Origin of the sequence: Bradyrhizobium frederickii (assembly GCF_004570865.1) — a bacterium.
GTDB classification, from domain to species: domain Bacteria; phylum Pseudomonadota; class Alphaproteobacteria; order Rhizobiales; family Xanthobacteraceae; genus Bradyrhizobium; species Bradyrhizobium frederickii.
This window is the reverse complement of the sequence record NZ_SPQS01000004.1, coordinates 290,329-307,111: the sequence shown is the minus strand read 5'-3', so window position 1 is coordinate 307,111 and position 16,783 is coordinate 290,329. Positions and strand designations below refer to the sequence as shown.

Sequence of the window (16,783 nt, the reverse complement as noted above, 5' to 3'; positions counted from 1 at the left end):
CGTTAACCTCCGCCGCGATATGGTTAACGAAGGTTGACCGCTTTTGGCCCGGGCGTCATGTTCCGTATCGACTTCAACAAGCTGCGCTTCCTCGTCTGCGACGACAATCCGCACATGCGCCGCATCCTGCGGACGCTGCTGCATTCCTTCGGCGCGCGCGAAGTCTATGAAGCCGAGGACGGCGCCACGGCGCTCGAGATGTACAGCCATTATGTGCCCGACATCGTCATCACCGACTGGGCGATGCCGATCTTCGACGGGCTCGAACTCGCTCAGATGATCCGGCAGCCGGAATCCAAGGGCAACCCTTACGCGCCGATCATCATGCTGACCGGCCATTCCGAGAAGCGCCGCGTCACCGTCGCGCGCGATGCCGGCGTCACCGAATTCCTGGCCAAGCCGATCTCGGCCAAGGGGCTCTATCAGCGCATCCTCAACGTCGTCGCCAATCCCCGCCCCTTCATCAAGACCAAGACCTATTTCGGGCCGGACCGGCGCCGCAATACCAATTCCGCCTATATGGGTCCCGAGCGCCGCGTCGGCGAAAAGCACGAGGTGCTCCAGCAGCCCTCGCTGCTCGACAAGGCCCGCTCCAGCATCTAGCGCAACGTCTTCAGGCGAGGCAGGCAACATGGCGAAGAACAGCGCAAAGGACATCGAGGTCAAGGCCTTCGCCACGCATCAGATCATCACGCAGCCGAACCCGCTGCGCAAGGTTCTGCGCCGGGTCGAGGACAAGGACATGGACGATCCGATCGGCCGCGCCGAGCAGGCGCTCGCGGGCCTTTCCGGCGAGTTCAAGCACTGGATGACGACCGAGGTCAACCGTCTGTCGGCCGCCTATGTCGCCATCCGCAATGACGGCTTCACCAAGGAAAGGCGCGACGAGCTGTTTCACGCCGCTCACGACATCAAGGGCGACGCCGTGACGTTCGGCTATCCGGCCGCGGCCGGAATCGCCGAGAGCCTGTGCCGTGTCATCGAGCACGCGCCCGATCTGGAAAAGGTCCCGGCCGAACTGTTCACGCACCACATCAACGCCATCCTCGCCATCGTGCACGAGAATACCAGGCTCGACAGCATCAGCGTCTCCACCGAGCTCAACCGCCGCCTGCGCAAGATCGCCGACGACTATCTCGCGCACGTCAACCGCGACCGCCCCGAACATCTCGAGGTGATCCTGGCGCCGAGCATCGCGCCCGGGGAGTAAGCTCCAGCTCCCTCCTCGTCATTGCGCGCAGCACTTGCGACGAAGCAACGACGGAATGTGAGCCCGCTCCATCCAGACGGGCAGTATCGTAGGGTGGGCAAAGCGAAGCGTGCCCACCAATCGATTTTGAGCTGCGCGGATAGATGGTGGGCACGGCGCTTCGCGCCTTTGCCCACCCTACGGCATCTCGCTACGCCGCGATCAGGTCGTCGTAGAGCGGATCGATTGCATCGTCCGCGACCAGCTCGTCGCAGAACAGTCTTGCCTCTTCCCGTGCCGATTCCGTGGCGAAGCGGCGCAGCAGGACCATCAGCGGCTCGGTGGCGCCGCGGTCGGTCTCGCAATGGGTGAGCACGCGCTCGACCATGCGGCGGCGCAGCCGTGCCGCACCGTCGTCGCTGCCGACAAAGCCCTGCTCATGGCAGGCATCGAGCGCGACCTGGAACGCCGCAAACGTCGCCTCGGGCAGCCCGGCGCGCCGGAGCAGCGCATGCAGGCTGTTGCCGCCGCGATCGTGCAGCAGCGAAGTGACGCGCGCCAGCGGCAGATCGGCAAGCTCGGCCAGCGCCGCGTCGAACAGATCGAGATTGCTCGACAACAGCGCGCGCAGGATCAGACCGGCGGTCAGCTGGCCCGTGACGCGCAGATGATGCACCAGGCCCTGCATGTCCTCGCCGCGCGAGCGCGCCGCGATGTTGATGGTGGAGCGGTCGCGCGCCTCGATCGTGATGCGATCGGCACGATCGGCGCTCAGCCAGTTCCGCGCCACGACGAATTGCGCCAGCGTCTCGGAGAGTTTTGCCACCAGCGCGGCGCGGGTTGCTGACGGTAAGTCATCCAGCACCAGCATCGCCTCGCGGATCGCCGCGAGATGGCCGTGGCGCTCGACGATGCGATTCCACGAGAACGGCGCAAGCTCGGCATGGGGATTTTCGATCAGCTCAAGCGCGGCCGCCGCGCAGCCGACTTCGGCAATGGCGGCGCAGACCGAGACCGGCAGCGCGACGCGGCGGGCGACCGCGCATTGCACCTCGTCATTGCCGGTTGCAACGATGTCGACGAGGTCGGCGTCGATCAGCAGCGGGGAATGTTCGAGCACCGGCAGCGCGACCGTCGGCTGGTCCGCCGAGAGCGCCCGCACGATCGATGCCGGCGCGTCGAGGCTGCGCGCAAAGGCCTCGGCCATCGCTTGCCGCACCAAGGGCGAGGGATCGTCGAGCTGCATCAACAGCGCGCCTTCGGCGGCGACGCGGTCCTCTGTCGAAAGGTCTGAGATCAGCCAGGCCCGGGCCAACGCCCGTGTTGCCTCGGCCCGCTCGCCGGCGGACGCCGTCCTGATCCAATTAATGAACTGCCGAACAATCATCCTGCTTCCGGCTTACACAACAAACGAAAAGGGTGGCGGCTCGTCACCTGCAACACAAAATAAACCACGACGCTTAACAAAGCGTTCACCATAACTGGCTGGTTTTATTGACGTTTTGTTAAGGGAACAAAACCGCCCGCGATGCGTGCACGGACGCAGCGCAGCACGTCAGTGATGCGCTGCTGAGCCGGGGCCCAGAAATTTTCGAGAGGAATTCGCAGCACTGGGTCCCGGCTCAGCGCAGCGCGTTTCACGCTGCAGCGCGTCCGGGACACGAGACGGCGACTAGCTCGAGAACGTGCCGCTGCGATCGCTGAACAGATCGAGCGGTTGCGGCGGACGCACGTCAGGCGCGGCTGACGCGACGGACGTCAGCGAGGCGTTGTTGCCCCACAATTTCTGCACCGTGGTCGAGACCGGCTGCGTGGTGTCGCCGGGCTGGTAGATCGAACGGAAGGCCGGTGTGGTCGGCGCATTGTCCGCGACCGTCGTCGGCGATGTCGCACTGACGGGCGTCGCCGCGCGTGTATTCGGGAAAGTCTGGAGATAGCTGGCGTTGTCGATGACCGGCGCGGTCGGCTGCACGCCGCTTGCGCTCGCGACCTCGGTGGTCGACAGCGTGCCGCCATACATCGCCATCGCGCTGCGGGTCACTTTCGAATTGGCCGCGCTGGCATAGCGCGCGTCCAGCACCGAATAGACCTCGGAGACGCTGCGGGCGCGGCCGTCCTTCGCGTAGAAGATCGAACGATTGGCGGACGCTGCGTTCGGAAACAGCCGCGCACCGACCGCCTGCGGATTGTCCTCGGCATTGGCGATCAGTTTCGCGGCGCCTCCGACGCCCATGAAATGCGCCATGTAGAGCTCGCTGTCGCTCGGCCTGCGCCCGAGCAGACCGGTCAGCTTGAAGCTGTTCGACTGCGTCAGCGCCGCCGCCATGCTGGAAGCGGCTTGCGGATCGTCGCGCAACTTCATGATGGACCGCTTCATCACGGGATCATCGACGGTGTAGCTGCCCGACGACGTCCTGGTGATGGCATCGGAATAAGTGCCGTAGCCGAGCTGGGTGCCGGCCTCCTTCACGGTGCCGAGCCAGGTCTGGTCGATGAACTGGTAGAGCCCATGCGCGGACGAGGTGGTGGCCCCTGCCGTGGGATCGAAATCCGATTCCATCTTGGCGGTGGTCAGCATGTACTGGAAGCTGACGCCGCTGATGTTCGAGGCCTGTTTGATCGCACCGGCGACGCGCGCCCGCGCCGGATCGAGACCGGCCGTCTGCGTGGCGCTGGAATTGTCGACCGACATGATGAAGTGCCCGCCCCGCGCGGCGTTGAGCGGCGCCGGCAATTCGGACGCCTGTCGTCTCACCGTGGGACAGGTATGGTTAATGCGGGGTTAATTGAGCCCCGGTGTCATTCCGGGGCGCGCGAAGCGCGAGCCCGGAATCCATCGCAACAGCGAGTTACTTCTTATAGACCGCGTCCGGATCAAACAGCCGCGCCGCATCGGCGAAGACCAGCTTGGCTCCTCCGCCCTCACCCTCGACCTTGCGATAGAAGCACGACCGCCGCCCGGTGTGGCAGGCAGCCCCGATCTGCTCGACCCGGATCCAGACTGCGTCCTGGTCGCAATCGGTGCGCATTTCGATCACGCGCTGGGTCTGACCCGAAGTCTCACCTTTTCGCCACAAGGCATTGCGCGAGCGGCTGAAGTACCAGGCCTCGCCGGTCGCGATCGTTTTGCGCAGCGCCTCCTCGTTCATGTGCGCGACCATGAGCACGTCGCCGGTGGCGGCGTCGGTCGCGACGCAGGTCACGAGCCCGGCCGCGTCGAACCGCGGCTGGAAGGACAGGCCTTCCTCGATCTCATGGGAGTGAGCGGACACGACGACCTCGCAAGAGCATGACCCGGAAAAGTGCGCAGCGGTTTTCCGACAAGGTCATGCCCAACATGACCATCGCGAGGTCAGCGCGTGCCTCGCACCAGGGACAGGAAGCGGGCCTGCTCCGCAGGATTGTCGCGGAACATGCCGGTGAAGCGGCTGGTGAAGGTGGAGGCGCCATGCTTGGCGACACCCCGCACCGACATGCAGGTATGCTCGGCCTCGATCAGCACGGCAACGCCGCGGGGCTTCAGGACCTCGTCGATCGCTGCCGCGATCTGCGCCGTCAGATGCTCCTGGGTCTGGAGCCGGCGGGCGAAGATGTCGGTGAGGCGGGCGAGCTTCGACAGGCCGACGACGCGCTCCACCGGCGTATAGGCGATATGGGCCTTGCCGTAGAACGGCATCATGTGATGCTCGCACTGCGAGGTGAACTCGATGTCGCGCACAAGCACGAAATCGTCATAGCCGGCGGTCTCGCCGAACGTGCGGTCGAGCACCTCGGCCGGACATTGGTGATAGCCCTGATACAGCTCGTCGAAGGCCTCGACGACGCGGCGCGGCGTGTCGAGCAGGCCCTCGCGCTCGGTGTTCTCGCCGATATAGGCGAGCAGCGTCTTCACCGCCGCTTCCGCCTCGGCGCGCGCCGGGCGCGGCTGGTCGGCGCGGACGGCGGCGGCGAGGAATTCAGCGGGATCAAGCTCGGCCGGACGGCCCTCGGGCTGCCGGTCAGAGGGCTTGCCCGGGCGGAGGGATTTGATTGCAGCGTCCATATCGACTCCGTTCGACGGCCTTGCGGCCGGAGTGTCACCGGCAGACGGGGCGGCCAAGCCGCCGGACGCCTGAACAGAACAGTTTCGGCGGAAAGGGTCCTGAGCTCAAAACGCTGACGGCATAGATCCGGATCACCGCCCCGTACCGCTGGACTGTATTTCCACCAGTTCCGACCCTATATAGGACCCTGGGCGACGCCCGCCAAGGCCGATCGGGTGCCGAAGTGGGCATGGACGCGCTGGACTCCATCACATGCTGAACGACATTTATAACAAGCGGATCATCGAGTTGGCCGGAAATATTCCGCGCCTCGGGCGGCTGCCGGACCCCGATGCCTCCGCCACCGCCCACTCCAAGCTGTGCGGCTCGACCGTCAAGGTCGATCTCAAGATGACCGGGGACACCGTCACCGACTTCGCCCATGACGTGAAGGCGTGCGCGCTCGGACAAGCTTCTTCATCCATCATGGCAAGTCGGGTTGTCGGCTCGACTGCGAGCGAACTCCGTGAGTTACGCGAGACTGTTCGCAAGATGCTGAAGGAGAACGGTGCGCCTCCGGAAGGCAAATGGGAGGAGATCAAGTTCCTCGAGCCCGTCCGCGACTACAAGGCGCGCCATGCCTCGACGCTGCTGACCTTCGATGCCGTGGTTGACGCAATCGGCCAGATCGAGGCCAAAGCCAAGCAGCCGGCTGCGGCACAGGGCTGAGCCCAATATTGTCATTCCGGGGCGCGCGCCAGCGCGAAACCTGGTGCGCGATTGCGCACCTGAGAATCTCGCGCTTCAATCTGTATTCCGGGTTCGTCGCTTTGCGACGCCCCGGAATGACAATGGGTGGAGCTTACTTCGGCGTCGCTGCAGCCGGCGCGGCCACACCGCCCGTCGGCACCACGGCTTCCGCCGTCTTGGTCGACTTCGCAGACTGCTCCGGTTCCACGCCGAACCTTGCCTGCGTCTTCGCGGCAAGCTCCGCCATCGCCGGTGCGGAAATCTCCACATGCGGCAGCACGTCGGCAACGAGATCGGTCGTCACGAGATTGGTGAGCTTGAGCTCGCCGGCGTCCAGCTCGTGCAGATCTTCCCAGGGCGGAACGCTGAGCGCGAGCGACAGCAGATCGCCGGCGCCGCCCATGTCGAAGGTGTATTTGGCAAGCCGGCCGATGTCCCGCTCCACGATCATCAGATCCTGCGCGCTGTAGCTCGCCGCCTTAGCATCATCGGCGCGGTCGCCCATCCAGATCTGGTGGACGCGGACATGGGCGGCTTCCGGCACGTAGCGCTTCTTGCCGGCCAGCAGCAGGAACACGCACATGGATTCGCAATAGGCCTCAGGCGCGACCGTCGGGCGGGCCGACTGCCCGCCGCGCAGGCTCACGCCGACCGTGGTCAGCAGGCCGAGATTGCGGAAACGTCGGCCAAGCGTGATTGCGTCATTGACGGAACCGCCGCTGGAATCGAGCACCACGGTGGCGCCACCAAGCTGGCGTCCGCGAGAAAATTCTTCGAAATCCTTCGGTGTGTCGGCGGTGATGACGCCGACCGCGCTGACCCAGCCGCGGCAATTCGGCTCGCAGGCGACCCAGCTGAACTTCATCGGCAGCTTGCGCTCTTCGAGCGCGCTCCCCGCTCGAGCCGACGACCCGAGTGTCGCGACGGCGCCAGCCAGCACGATTCCACACGCGGCGGTTCCCACCAGCAACCAACCGCGAAGATTAAGGGAGTTCAGAAGTCTCAATCTGGTTCCTTCCCCAAGCCCCTAAGGTCCCCAACAATCCTTGGTAGCGCCCGCTGAGTCCATCATACAGGCGTATGTTTCTCACATGGACGTCACAAAAATGGTATCCGTGGGAATACAGATCGTCCACAAGTACTTGCTGCACTGCTCCCAAAAAGCATGCAAAATATGGCGCATAAACAACAGCTTACAGTTCCCTGCGCCGGAACCGTGCAATACCTCGCTCACCATGACAGCATTGTGCACATGAAGCATTCAGTCTGCGCGCACTGTTCCAGTTCGCTCGATGGGGCGCTTCGGCTCCCACGCCGATTCGGCCGCGCGCTGATCTGGCTGTACCGGCACACGCTGTCGCCCCTGGTTGGTTACAATTGCCGGCATCTGCCGACTTGCTCTGTCTATGGCGACGAAGCGATCGAACGGTTCGGGCTGTGGGCCGGCGGCTGGATGACGCTCGCACGACTGCTGCGCTGCAATCCCTTCGGCACCTCAGGCATCGACAACGTGCCGCTTGCCGCACCGAAAGGCGCGCGCTGGTATCTGCCATGGCGCTATGGCCGATGGCGTGGTGTCAACGCATCCTGAGCTATGCGATGCTCCTGAGCCTGAGTGGAACCTTGGACTTTGCTCCCGCGTTGTTTTGATGCTCCCCTTCGGGAGGAAACAACAATGCGCTGGAAAATCAGCCCTCATCTTCACACCAGGCTTTTTCACACCAGGCTTGGCCCCGCCCCCGGCTCCAGGCGGCACCACGACCCCCGCACCATGGACCTGCTCGCGATCGTCGCCTTGCTGGCGCTCGTGCTCGGCTCGGGCTGGTACCTTGCATCTAGCCTTGCGACGCCGCCAAGCACGACGGCGTTCATCGTACCGAGCCAGAGCGTGCACTGGTGATCAGCGGAACCAGTAGAAGCGCCCGGGCGACGGCGGGATCGACTCGGGCGGTCGCAGCCGTTTCGGACGCGGCGGCTTTGGCGTCGGATCGGCCGACGAGGTCGCCTCCCCGCTTGGCGGCGTTTCGCTGCCCGGCACTTTCACCGCCAGCAGCAAATTCGACTCGTGCATGCGCCAGCGGTAGCCGACGCCAAAATCAATCGGCTGGGCGCGTGTGAACAATTCGGCGTAGCGCTCCTGGTAGCGGCCGGGGAATTCGTCGATCGGCCCGAGATAGCGGCCGAACGGGAAGAACCGCCACTGCCGTGCGCCGTAATTCGCAAGCGGAATGCCGGAATCGTCCTGGATGATGGTGGCGCTGTTGGCGAGCAGCCAGTCGCGGACGACGGTGAAATTTCCGGAGTGCATGAGATAGGACGCACTCTTGAGCAGGCTGTTGCCGGGCGCCAGCGTCTCGCAGAATTTCAGGAATCCGGTGTTGCGCGCACCGGCATTGGAAAGGTCGGTGGAGAAATAGTACAGCGTGCGCGCCTCGCCGTCGCTGCCGGCGAAGGTGATGCGGACGCCGTGGGTGGCGTTCGGTCCCGGATTGTCGCCTGCGGCATGCATTCCCCCCTTGGCGTCGAGCGCGACCATCTCGACGTTGCGGATGGTCTTGCCGGAGCGGGCGAGGAAGACATAGAGGATCGGCAAGGTGCCGTTGACCTGATTGGCGTGCAGGTCGACCTTCATCTGCTTGGTGATGAAGAACGAGAAGCTCAGGATCGAGCCGAGCGAACGTTCGATATTGTAGAGCGCGGCGCCGACCGAGCCGCGCGGCAGCCGCGTCAAATCGGGCACGGCACCGACCGGCTCCAGCGCACCGAGCACGTAGGTGCTGGCCTTGGAATAGAAGGCGTTGGCGTAGAGGAAATCAGGGCCGCTGAACATGTAGAACATGGTCGGCCGGGGCGCGGCGAGATTGACGTCGGCCCAGTCGCGGATCTTCGAAAGCTGGCGCTGCTCGAGCTGGGCGAAGGCGCCGTCGAAGAACTTGGCATGGCGCTGCCAGCCCGGCTCCCTTGTGAGCGGCAGCAGCGGCGAGTCCGCCGAAGGCTGCATGCCCGCAAGGAAGCGCGCGGTGTCATCGAAGGTGACTTCGGCGGCGCGGACGGACGAGACGGCCGCAGCCAGCAGGGCAAGAGCGGCGACCGCAATTCTGAGGGATCGAAACATATCTATTCGCGATTGTGTGAATTGCCGGCGGCGACCGGCCGCCTGCGGAAAACGGCATAAATCAACAGGCCCGACAGCATGACGAGCATCCCCGAGAGCGACTGCACCGGCCGCTCGGTCAAGAGGTAGTACATCATGAACGCAGTCACGAGCAGGAAAACCAGCGGCGTGAACGGGTATCCCCAGGCGCGATAGGGCCGGGGCAAATCGGGGTCGGTGATGCGCAGCTTGATGACGCCGGCGACCGTGAAAAACGAGCAGAACAACAGTGCGAACTGGATGAAGTCGAGCACCGCCTCGAAGCTGCGCGTGAACAGCAGCAGCGTCGCGACCGCGAGCTGGAACAGGATGGCATAGGCCGGCGCGCCGCGCCCCGATCGCTTCGAGAACACGCGCAGCGCCGGAATGTCCTCCCCCATCGTCATCATGACGCGAGGACCGATCCACATCATTGCAGAGATCGAGGAGATCAGGCCGACGCAGATCATCGCGCCGACGATCCGGCCGCCGAGACTGCCGAAGATCGCGCTGCCGGCAACGCTGGCGACGTCGAGCTGGCCGGCAAGCGCACTCACCGGCGTGGTGTAGAGGAACACCGCGTTCAGCGCGACATACAGCACGAGCACGATCAGCGTGCCCGTCAGCAGCGCGCGCGGCAGGCTCCGCTGCGGCGTGTTCATCTCGCCGATGATGTAGGTCGCGGCATTCCAGCCCGAGAACGAATACATCACGAAGACGAGCCCGATCGCGAATGGCGCGCTGACGATGTGGGCGAGATCACCCGGCTGCGGCGTGAAGGCGATCGGCTGCGGCACGCCGATGACAAAGCCGGCGACCAGGAAGGCGACGATCAGCGCGACCTTGATGATGGTCGAGATCAGCTGGAAGGTCGAGGAGTGCCTGACGCCGGTCAGCTGCACGAGCGAGACCAGCCACACCACGGCGATGGCGAGCGGGATCGGCGGCAGATCGGGCACGACCGATTTGGCGTATTCGCCGAACGCCATCGCGGCAAGCGCGACCGGCGCTGCGAAGCCCACCGTCGCCGACACCCAGCCGGCGAGAAAGCCGAAAGCCGGATGATAGGCGCGGCCGAGGAAATTGTACTCGCCGCTCGAGCGCGGAAACATCGCCCCGAGCTCGCTGTAGGCGAACACCCCGCAGAGCGCGACGATGCCGCCGACGGTCCACAGCAGCAGGATCGAGAAGCCGGACGGGATATCCTTGACCTGGAAGCCGAGGCTGGTGAAGACGCCGACCCCGATCATGTCGGCCACGACGATGGCGGTCGCGACCAGAACCGAGACCCCTGTCCCGCTTCCGGTCAGCCGGCCAGTCCAGGGTTCGGTTCCCGCATCTGATGCCGTCATCGGGGTCCTTAACCTGAGGCGTGGTGCCTCGCGGGGCGCATCGTGCAGTTTGCCCCAGTGAATTCAAGCAGGGTTAACAAGGGTTAAATGAGGCAACGGAAACGGGGTATTTGAGCACCACTATTCCCGTTGCCGAGAGAAAAAGCGGCATAGGCCCCGGAAAGTCCCGTCCCCCTTCCCCACAATCAGGACACGATTGCATGGTCCTTTTGAGCGTTCCGGATGTGGGGAAGTTTCTCCGGACGCTTAACGTCGCCTAAACGTCGGTCGGCTCAATTGTCTAGAGATGCCGATTGGACGTGACTTTGGGGTCATGGGTGGATGGTCGGGGCCGTTCCGAAACCGAGAGCTGACATGCGTGCCGATCGGACACCCTCCGATGCGCGCGGTCGTGCGCTCCGGCGCGGCCTGATCTCAGCCTTGGTGCCGCTGTCGCTGACGCTGGTTCAATGCGGCAAGGCGCCAAACCCGGCGGCGCTCGCGGCGAACTCGCAGGCGAACGTCCAGGTCGTTGCGAAGACAAACCAGACAAACCAGAAAGTGGCGAGCGGCGACACGTTCGAGGATCGCTTTCCGGCCCCGCAGTTTAAGGAGCGCTTCCCGTCGGCGAGCGAGAGCCTTCTGCAGCGGCAGATGTCGGACTTCTCGCCCAAGCGCGCTGTGCAGCAGCAGCCGGAGCAGGCACCTTACAAGGTCGCCTCGCTCGAGCCGCAGGTGCCCTACAAGCGCCCCGCCCGCGAGGACCTGACGACCCTCGTCAGCATGAAGTCGTCGGCCTTTCCCTATTTCGGCAACAACCCCGCCTCCGACGCACCGTTCCTCAACATTGCCAAGGGCGACCGTCGCGGCCACCGCAGCTATTCCGGTCGCGTGTTCTGGCAGGACGAGACCTATAATGACAGCCGCGTATTGGTGCACGTGCCCGAGCATTTCGACGTGCGCAAGCCGGGCGTGATCGTGGTGTTCTTCCACGGCAACGGCGCAACGCTCGAACGCGACGTGCGCGATCGCCAGCTGGTGCCCAAGCAGATCACCGATTCCGGCGTCAACGCCGTGCTGCTCGCCCCGCAGATGGCGGTCAATGCCGCCGATTCCAGCGCCGGCAAGTTCTGGCAACCGGGCGGCTTCAAGCGCTTCATGGAGGAGTCGGCGACCCACCTGGCCCGCCTCACCGGCGATCCCAACAGCACGCGCGCCTTCGCCAACATGCCGATCGTGATCGTCGGCTATAGCGGCGGCTTCCTGCCGACGGCCTGGAGCCTAGAGGTCGGCGGCATCAGCGACCGCGTCCGCGGCGTCGTGCTGCTCGATGCCGTCTATGGCGAACTGGACAAGTTCGCGTCCTGGATCGAAAGCCACCGCTCCGGCTTCTTCGTCAGCGCCTATACCCGCCACACCGCGCGGCGCGACCGCGAGCTGATGAGCATGCTCCGCCAGAAGGGCATCGGCGTCGCCGAGGACATGGATCAGCCGCTTCGTCCAGGCAGCGTGGTGTTCGTCGAGACCGCCGACGGCATCACCCATCGCGACTATGTCACCCGCGCCTGGACGCAGGATCCGCTCAAGGACGTACTGGTGAAGATGGCGGCGACGCCGTCGCTGGCGCTGACGCGCGTGGCCTCGAGCCGCTAAAGCGCGATGCGATTGGGATGAATCGTCATCGCGCTTTAGGTTGCCGTTTGAGCATGATCTTTTCGGAAAACCGCTGCGCACTTTTCCGGATCATGCTTTAGCCGTGCGGCGCTCAGCCGGATCAGCAGCTGAGCATGTCCCGCACAGCATCAGTTCTTGGGCAGCTTCGGAATGCTCTCGGCAAAACCGTTGAAGCAGGTCAGGCGCTCGTCCTCTTCCTTGAAGAACCGGCAATCGGCGTAGCCCTTGGCCTTCGCAGGCTTCGGCTTCGGGGCCGGCGGGATCACGGCGTCGTAGCAGTTGAGGCGGTCCTTGGTGCCGTCGTCGATCTCGAGACAGGCCTGGAGCCGCACGGCGATGGATTGCGGCTTGCCCTTCGGCGCCGCGGCCGGCTTCGCCGCCGCCTCCTTGGCTCCTTTGGGCTTGACCTGCACCAAGGGCTTGTCCCCGACCATCGGTGGCTTGTCGGCTTGCGCGAACGCGGAGGCTGAATAGAGCACCGCGGCAACCGCCAGAATCATCCTCATTTCAGTCAACTCTCTTTGGTCCCCATGACCGGCCTTCTAGCGCTCCGGCGCGCTGTTTGCCAAGCACCTTGCGCACGCCAGAAGCGGGAGTCAGGCCAGGGCAGCGACCCGACGGGGCCGGGTCAGGACCACCAGGATCAGCGCCAGCACGACGAAACCGACCGCGACGAAGCCGAGCGTGTGCAGGAGCTCGCGGGCGAACAACAATCCGCCGATGGCGGAGCCGACCGCCTGGCCGATATAGAGAACCGAGGTGTTGAGCGCGACGGTCGCCGATGCCAGCGACGGCGCGGCGGCGACCAGCCGGACCTGCTGCATCGAATTGGTCGAGGCAAAGCCGAGGCCCCAGATCGCGACCCCGCACGTCATGAAAGCAAGCGTACCGGCGCCGAGCGCCCAGCCCGTGATCCCCGCCAGCAGCAGGCAGGTGAACAGCAACGAGGTCCGATAGGGCCCCGAGGTGTCGACGATGCGGGTGGCGATGACGACGCCGAGGAAGCCGCAGACGCCGTAGAGCGCGAACACCGTGCCGATCGCGTCGGGGCCGGCGCCGGTGAGCTTGTTGAGCAGCGGGCCCATGAAGGTGAACACCACGAACTGTCCCGACATTTGCAGCATGGTGATCGCAAGCAGCAGCAGAATTGTCTTGTCGCGGCCGACGTCGCGCCAGGTCTTCAAATCCACCGGCACCCCCTGCAAGCCCGCCGGCAATCGCAGCAGCAACAGCACGAAGCTGAGACAACCGAGCACGCCGATCTCGCCATAGGCTGCCCGCCAGCCATAGCGGCTGGCGATGAAGGTGATCAGCGGAAGACCGACGGCGGCGGCTAGCGACCAGCCGAGAAAGATATACGCAATGGTGCTGCCCCGCCGCTCGGCCGGCACGATCAGCGCCGCCGTGCCGGCGGCCTGCGGCGTGTAGAGCGCACCGACCGCGAGCATGACGAGGCGGATGACGAGGAGGCTGGTGTAGTCAGGCGCAAAGGCCGAGGCGAGATTGCCCAAGGCGAGCACGGCGAGCGTCGCGGTGAGCAGCGTCCGCCGTTCGATGCGACTGGTGAGCCAGGCCGTCAGCGGCGAGCCGATGCACAGCGTCACCGCGCCGAAGGTGATCAGCAGCCCGGCGGCATGAATGCTGACGTCGAGGCCCTTTGCCAATTCCGGCAGCATGCCCGCCGGGGCCAGCACCGAGCAGCCGGTGACGAGATTGCCAAGCATCAGGGCGGTTGGCGCGAAACGGCCGGAGGCAGGGGATTTTTCCATGCAGATGCATGTAGAGCGCGCCCGCCAACCGTTAAAGGCCGCGGCTCGAAATAGTTGGTGCAAGGTCCCGGCTTTTGCGCGCCACTTTCTTGGAATTGCCGGATTGCGCAGGCCGAATCGCCTGTTATATCGCTCGTTCCCGCTTACCTGCGCTCGTTCGCAGGAGTGAGCCTCAGGAGAAAAGCAATGACCGATCAGCCCAAATCCGAGTCCGGCTTCCAGTACAGCCTGTCCAATCTCAAGCCCGTGACCCCCGCCGCCAAAGTCACCCTCACCTTCCCCGACGGCGCCCGGCGCGAATACGACAAGAGCATCACCGGCCTCGACATCGCCAAGGGCATCTCGCCGTCGCTGGCCAAGCGCACGGTTGCGATGGCGCTCGACGGCGTGCTGACCGACCTCAACGATCCTATCGAGGACGACGCCAAGATCGAGCTCGTCAATCGTGACGATCCGCGCGCGCTCGAGTTGATCCGCCACGATTGCGCGCACGTGCTGGCCGAAGCCGTGCAGACGCTGTGGCCGGGCACGCAGGTCACCATCGGTCCCGTGATCGAGAACGGCTTCTACTACGACTTCTTCCGCAACGAGCCGTTCACGCCGGAAGACTTTGCCGCGATCGAGAAAAAGATGCGCGAGATCATCGCGCGCGACAAACCCTTCACGAAAGAGGTTTGGGACCGCGAAAAGACCAAGCAGGTGTTTCGCGACAAGGGCGAGGCGTTCAAGGTCGAGCTGGTCGACGCCATTCCCGGCACCGAGCCGATCAAGATCTACTACCAGGGCGACTGGTTCGACCTCTGCCGCGGCCCGCACATGACCTCGACCGGCAAGGTCGGCAACGCCTTCAAATTGATGAAGGTGGCCGGCGCCTATTGGCGCGGCGACAGCAACAACCCGATGCTGACCCGCATCTACGGCACCGCCTTCGCCAAGCAGGAGGACCTCGACGCTTACCTCAAGCAGATCGAGGAGGCCGAAAAGCGCGACCATCGCAAGCTCGGGCGCGAGCTCGACCTCTTCCACTTCCAGGAGGAAGGTCCGGGCGTCGTGTTCTGGCACCCGAAGGGCTGGACCATCTTCCAGCAGCTGATCGCCTATATGCGCCGCCGCCTGACCGGCGATTACAGCGAGGTCAACGCGCCGCAGATCCTCGACAAGGTCTTGTGGGAGACCTCGGGCCATTGGGGCTGGTATCGCGAGAACATGTTCGCGGCGCAATCGGCCGGCGACGAGGCCGAGGACAAGCGCTGGTTTGCGCTCAAGCCGATGAACTGCCCGGGTCACGTGCAGATCTTCAAGCACGGCCTGAAGAGCTACCGCGACCTGCCCTTGCGCCTCGCCGAGTTCGGCGTGGTGCATCGCTATGAGCCGTCCGGCGCCATGCACGGGTTGATGCGCGTGCGCGGCTTCACCCAGGACGATGCGCACATCTTCTGCACCGAGGACCAGCTCGCCGAGGAGTGCCTGAAGATCAACGATCTGATCCTGTCGACCTATGCCGATTTCGGCTTCACCGGCGATCTCACCGTGAAGCTGTCGACCCGGCCGGAGAAACGCGTCGGCACGGACGAGATGTGGGATCACGCCGAACGCGTGATGGCGACGGTGCTGCGCGAGATCCAGTCGCAGAGCAACCACATCAAGACCGAGATCAACCCGGGCGAAGGCGCCTTCTACGGGCCGAAGTTCGAATATGTGCTGCGCGACGCCATCGGCCGCGACTGGCAGTGCGGCACCACGCAGGTCGACTTCAACCTGCCGGAGCGGTTCGGCGCGTTCTACATCGACCATGACGGCGGCAAGAAGCCGCCGGTGATGGTGCACCGTGCGATCTGCGGCTCGATGGAGCGCTATATCGGCATCCTGATCGAGCACTATGCCGGCAATTTCCCGCTCTGGCTGGCTCCGGTGCAGGCGGTGGTCACCACCATCACCTCGGAAGGCGACGAGTACGCCAAGCAGGTGCTGGAGCAGGCACGGCGCGCGGGCTTGCGGGTCGAGATCGACCTGCGCAACGAAAAGATCAACTACAAGGTCCGCGAGCACTCGCTGGCCAAGATCCCGGCGCTGCTCGTGGTCGGCAAGAAAGAGGCCGAGACGCATTCGGTCTCGGTCCGCCGGCTCGGCAGCGACGGCCAGAAGGTGATGACGACCGCCGAGGCGATCGCCGCGCTGGTCGACGAGGCAACCCCGCCGGATGTCCGGCGGGCGCGTGGCGCCTTCTGATCCCTGAAATCGATCTAAACTCGCTTCCGGTTGCGGGCGTGCATGCTTATCTCGGCATGGCACGCCCGCAGACCCGTTGAAGAGGATATCGCAGTGCCCGACGCCATCGAACTCCTGAAAACCCGCCGCTCGGTCAAGCCGCGCGAGATGACCGGGCCCGGCCCCTCTCCGGCCGAGCTCGAGACGATCCTCACCATCGGAGCGCGCGTGCCCGACCACGGCAAGCTGGTCCCCTGGCGCTTCATCGTCTTCGAGGGCGAGGCCCGCCAGCGCGCCGGCGAGGTGATCGCAAAGGTCTTTGCGCGGAAGAATCCCGGCGCGCCGGCGGCCGACGTCGAGACCGAGCGTAAGCGACTCATGGACGCGCCGCTGGTAATCGGCATCGTCAGCTTCACCAAGCCGCATCCGAAGGTACCGGCGTTCGAGCAGGAATTGTCGGCGGGCGCCAGCGCCATGAACATCGTCACGGCCGCGACCGCGCTCGGCTACGGCGCCTGCTGGCTGACCGGTTGGTTCTCGTTCGACCGCGACGTGCTCGATGGCCTCGGCCTCAAGCCGGATGAGAAGCTCGCCGGCTTCATCCATATCGGCACGCCGACCAAGCCGAGCGAAGACCGTCCGCGACCGTTCCTTTCGGAAATCGTGACGCGTTTTTAACCGAAGGCTTGTTGACGTCCCGAACGTTG

General features: G+C 64.7%; 17 protein-coding genes. 8 read left to right on the top strand and 9 right to left on the bottom strand.

The features are described from left to right. Nucleotides 1–57 precede the first annotated feature (57 nt). On the top strand, nt 58–603 hold the full coding sequence (locus E4K64_RS09285) for a response regulator (protein ID WP_008549760.1): 546 nt from the start codon (nt 58–60) through the stop codon (nt 601–603). Nucleotides 604–631: 28 nt separating this feature from the next. Continuing rightward, the gene (locus E4K64_RS09280; protein WP_135163225.1) at nt 632–1,210 is read left to right on the top strand and encodes an Hpt domain-containing protein; all 579 of its coding nucleotides are present in this window, start codon (nt 632–634) and stop codon (nt 1,208–1,210) included. A 190-nt stretch (nt 1,211–1,400) separates the two neighbouring features. On the opposite strand, the gene E4K64_RS09275 is transcribed toward E4K64_RS09280, so the two are convergent. The 4 genes from E4K64_RS09275 to folE all read right to left on the bottom strand — a co-directional run bounded on the left by E4K64_RS09275 (nt 1,401) and on the right by folE (nt 5,231). Then, complete coding sequence (locus tag E4K64_RS09275; RefSeq protein WP_135163224.1) at nt 1,401–2,576, bottom strand: DUF2336 domain-containing protein; 1,176 nt, start codon at nt 2,574–2,576, stop codon at nt 1,401–1,403. Between the two features lie 285 nt (nt 2,577–2,861). Further along, nucleotides 2,862–3,923, bottom strand: coding sequence for a lytic transglycosylase domain-containing protein (locus tag E4K64_RS09270; protein WP_167771902.1), 1,062 nt, complete (start codon nt 3,921–3,923; stop codon nt 2,862–2,864). Nucleotides 3,924–4,038: 115 nt separating this feature from the next. Beyond that, the gene (gene hisI / locus E4K64_RS09265; RefSeq protein ID WP_135163222.1) at nt 4,039–4,461 is read right to left on the bottom strand and encodes a phosphoribosyl-AMP cyclohydrolase; all 423 of its coding nucleotides are present in this window, start codon (nt 4,459–4,461) and stop codon (nt 4,039–4,041) included. A gap of 80 nt (nt 4,462–4,541) precedes the next feature. After that, on the bottom strand, nt 4,542–5,231 hold the full coding sequence (gene folE, locus E4K64_RS09260; protein ID WP_135163221.1) for a GTP cyclohydrolase I FolE: 690 nt from the start codon (nt 5,229–5,231) through the stop codon (nt 4,542–4,544). Between the two features lie 253 nt (nt 5,232–5,484). Between folE and E4K64_RS09255 the strand changes: the two genes are divergently transcribed. Then, nucleotides 5,485–5,940, top strand: a complete 456-nt coding sequence (locus tag E4K64_RS09255; protein WP_126257965.1) for an iron-sulfur cluster assembly scaffold protein — start codon at nt 5,485–5,487, stop codon at nt 5,938–5,940. A 133-nt stretch (nt 5,941–6,073) separates the two neighbouring features. Here the strand turns inward: E4K64_RS09255 and E4K64_RS09250 are convergent, their stop codons facing one another. Further along, entirely contained in the window at nt 6,074–6,967 is an 894-nt protein-coding gene (locus E4K64_RS09250) for a COG3904 family protein (RefSeq protein WP_167771901.1), read from the bottom strand. Between the two features lie 246 nt (nt 6,968–7,213). Between E4K64_RS09250 and yidD the strand changes: the two genes are divergently transcribed. Together yidD and E4K64_RS41750 are read left to right on the top strand one after the other, a co-directional pair. Then, entirely contained in the window at nt 7,214–7,552 is a 339-nt protein-coding gene (gene yidD / locus E4K64_RS09245) for a membrane protein insertion efficiency factor YidD (RefSeq protein ID WP_135163220.1), read from the top strand. A gap of 84 nt (nt 7,553–7,636) precedes the next feature. Then, on the top strand, nt 7,637–7,861 hold the full coding sequence (locus E4K64_RS41750) for a hypothetical protein (protein WP_135163219.1): 225 nt from the start codon (nt 7,637–7,639) through the stop codon (nt 7,859–7,861). Here E4K64_RS41750 and E4K64_RS09235 read toward each other — a convergent pair whose 3' ends face one another. Both E4K64_RS09235 and E4K64_RS09230 read right to left on the bottom strand, forming a co-directional pair. Then, entirely contained in the window at nt 7,862–9,076 is a 1,215-nt protein-coding gene (locus E4K64_RS09235; protein ID WP_135163218.1) for a hypothetical protein, read from the bottom strand. A gap of 2 nt (nt 9,077–9,078) precedes the next feature. Continuing rightward, nucleotides 9,079–10,446, bottom strand: coding sequence for an APC family permease (locus tag E4K64_RS09230; RefSeq protein ID WP_135163217.1), 1,368 nt, complete (start codon nt 10,444–10,446; stop codon nt 9,079–9,081). Between the two features lie 354 nt (nt 10,447–10,800). On the opposite strand from E4K64_RS09230, the gene E4K64_RS09225 reads away from it, so the two are divergent. After that, nucleotides 10,801–12,078, top strand: a complete 1,278-nt coding sequence (locus tag E4K64_RS09225) for an alpha/beta hydrolase (RefSeq protein WP_235884622.1) — start codon at nt 10,801–10,803, stop codon at nt 12,076–12,078. Between the two features lie 149 nt (nt 12,079–12,227). Here E4K64_RS09225 and E4K64_RS09220 read toward each other — a convergent pair whose 3' ends face one another. After that, nucleotides 12,228–12,605, bottom strand: a complete 378-nt coding sequence (locus E4K64_RS09220) for a hypothetical protein (RefSeq protein ID WP_135163215.1) — start codon at nt 12,603–12,605, stop codon at nt 12,228–12,230. A gap of 90 nt (nt 12,606–12,695) precedes the next feature. Next, nucleotides 12,696–13,868 carry an MFS transporter gene (locus E4K64_RS09215; protein ID WP_135163214.1) on the bottom strand — a complete coding sequence of 391 codons (1,173 nt, stop codon included), beginning with the start codon at nt 13,866–13,868 and terminating at the stop codon, nt 12,696–12,698. Nucleotides 13,869–14,054: 186 nt separating this feature from the next. Here E4K64_RS09215 and thrS point away from each other — a divergent pair, with 186 nt between their 5' ends. Then, entirely contained in the window at nt 14,055–16,097 is a 2,043-nt protein-coding gene (thrS, locus tag E4K64_RS09210) for a threonine--tRNA ligase (protein WP_164718655.1), read from the top strand. A gap of 93 nt (nt 16,098–16,190) precedes the next feature. After that, on the top strand, nt 16,191–16,754 hold the full coding sequence (locus E4K64_RS09205; RefSeq protein ID WP_167771900.1) for a nitroreductase family protein: 564 nt from the start codon (nt 16,191–16,193) through the stop codon (nt 16,752–16,754). Nucleotides 16,755–16,783: the final 29 nt, after the last annotated feature.

Coding starts and splice junctions, on each gene's coding strand:
- E4K64_RS09285 (WP_008549760.1), top strand. CDS start 58: ATGTTCCGTATCGACTTCAACAAGCTGCGCTTCCTCGTCTGCGACGAC.
- thrS (WP_164718655.1), top strand. CDS start 14,055: ATGACCGATCAGCCCAAATCCGAGTCCGGCTTCCAGTACAGCCTGTCC.
- E4K64_RS09215 (WP_135163214.1), bottom strand. CDS start 13,868: ATGGAAAAATCCCCTGCCTCCGGCCGTTTCGCGCCAACCGCCCTGATG.
- E4K64_RS41750 (WP_135163219.1), top strand. CDS start 7,637: ATGCGCTGGAAAATCAGCCCTCATCTTCACACCAGGCTTTTTCACACC.
- E4K64_RS09235 (WP_135163218.1), bottom strand. CDS start 9,076: ATGTTTCGATCCCTCAGAATTGCGGTCGCCGCTCTTGCCCTGCTGGCT.
- E4K64_RS09255 (WP_126257965.1), top strand. CDS start 5,485: ATGCTGAACGACATTTATAACAAGCGGATCATCGAGTTGGCCGGAAAT.
- yidD (WP_135163220.1), top strand. CDS start 7,214: ATGAAGCATTCAGTCTGCGCGCACTGTTCCAGTTCGCTCGATGGGGCG.
- E4K64_RS09230 (WP_135163217.1), bottom strand. CDS start 10,446: ATGACGGCATCAGATGCGGGAACCGAACCCTGGACTGGCCGGCTGACC.
- E4K64_RS09220 (WP_135163215.1), bottom strand. CDS start 12,605: ATGAGGATGATTCTGGCGGTTGCCGCGGTGCTCTATTCAGCCTCCGCG.
- E4K64_RS09225 (WP_235884622.1), top strand. CDS start 10,801: ATGCGTGCCGATCGGACACCCTCCGATGCGCGCGGTCGTGCGCTCCGG.
- E4K64_RS09280 (WP_135163225.1), top strand. CDS start 632: ATGGCGAAGAACAGCGCAAAGGACATCGAGGTCAAGGCCTTCGCCACG.
- folE (WP_135163221.1), bottom strand. CDS start 5,231: ATGGACGCTGCAATCAAATCCCTCCGCCCGGGCAAGCCCTCTGACCGG.
- E4K64_RS09275 (WP_135163224.1), bottom strand. CDS start 2,576: ATGATTGTTCGGCAGTTCATTAATTGGATCAGGACGGCGTCCGCCGGC.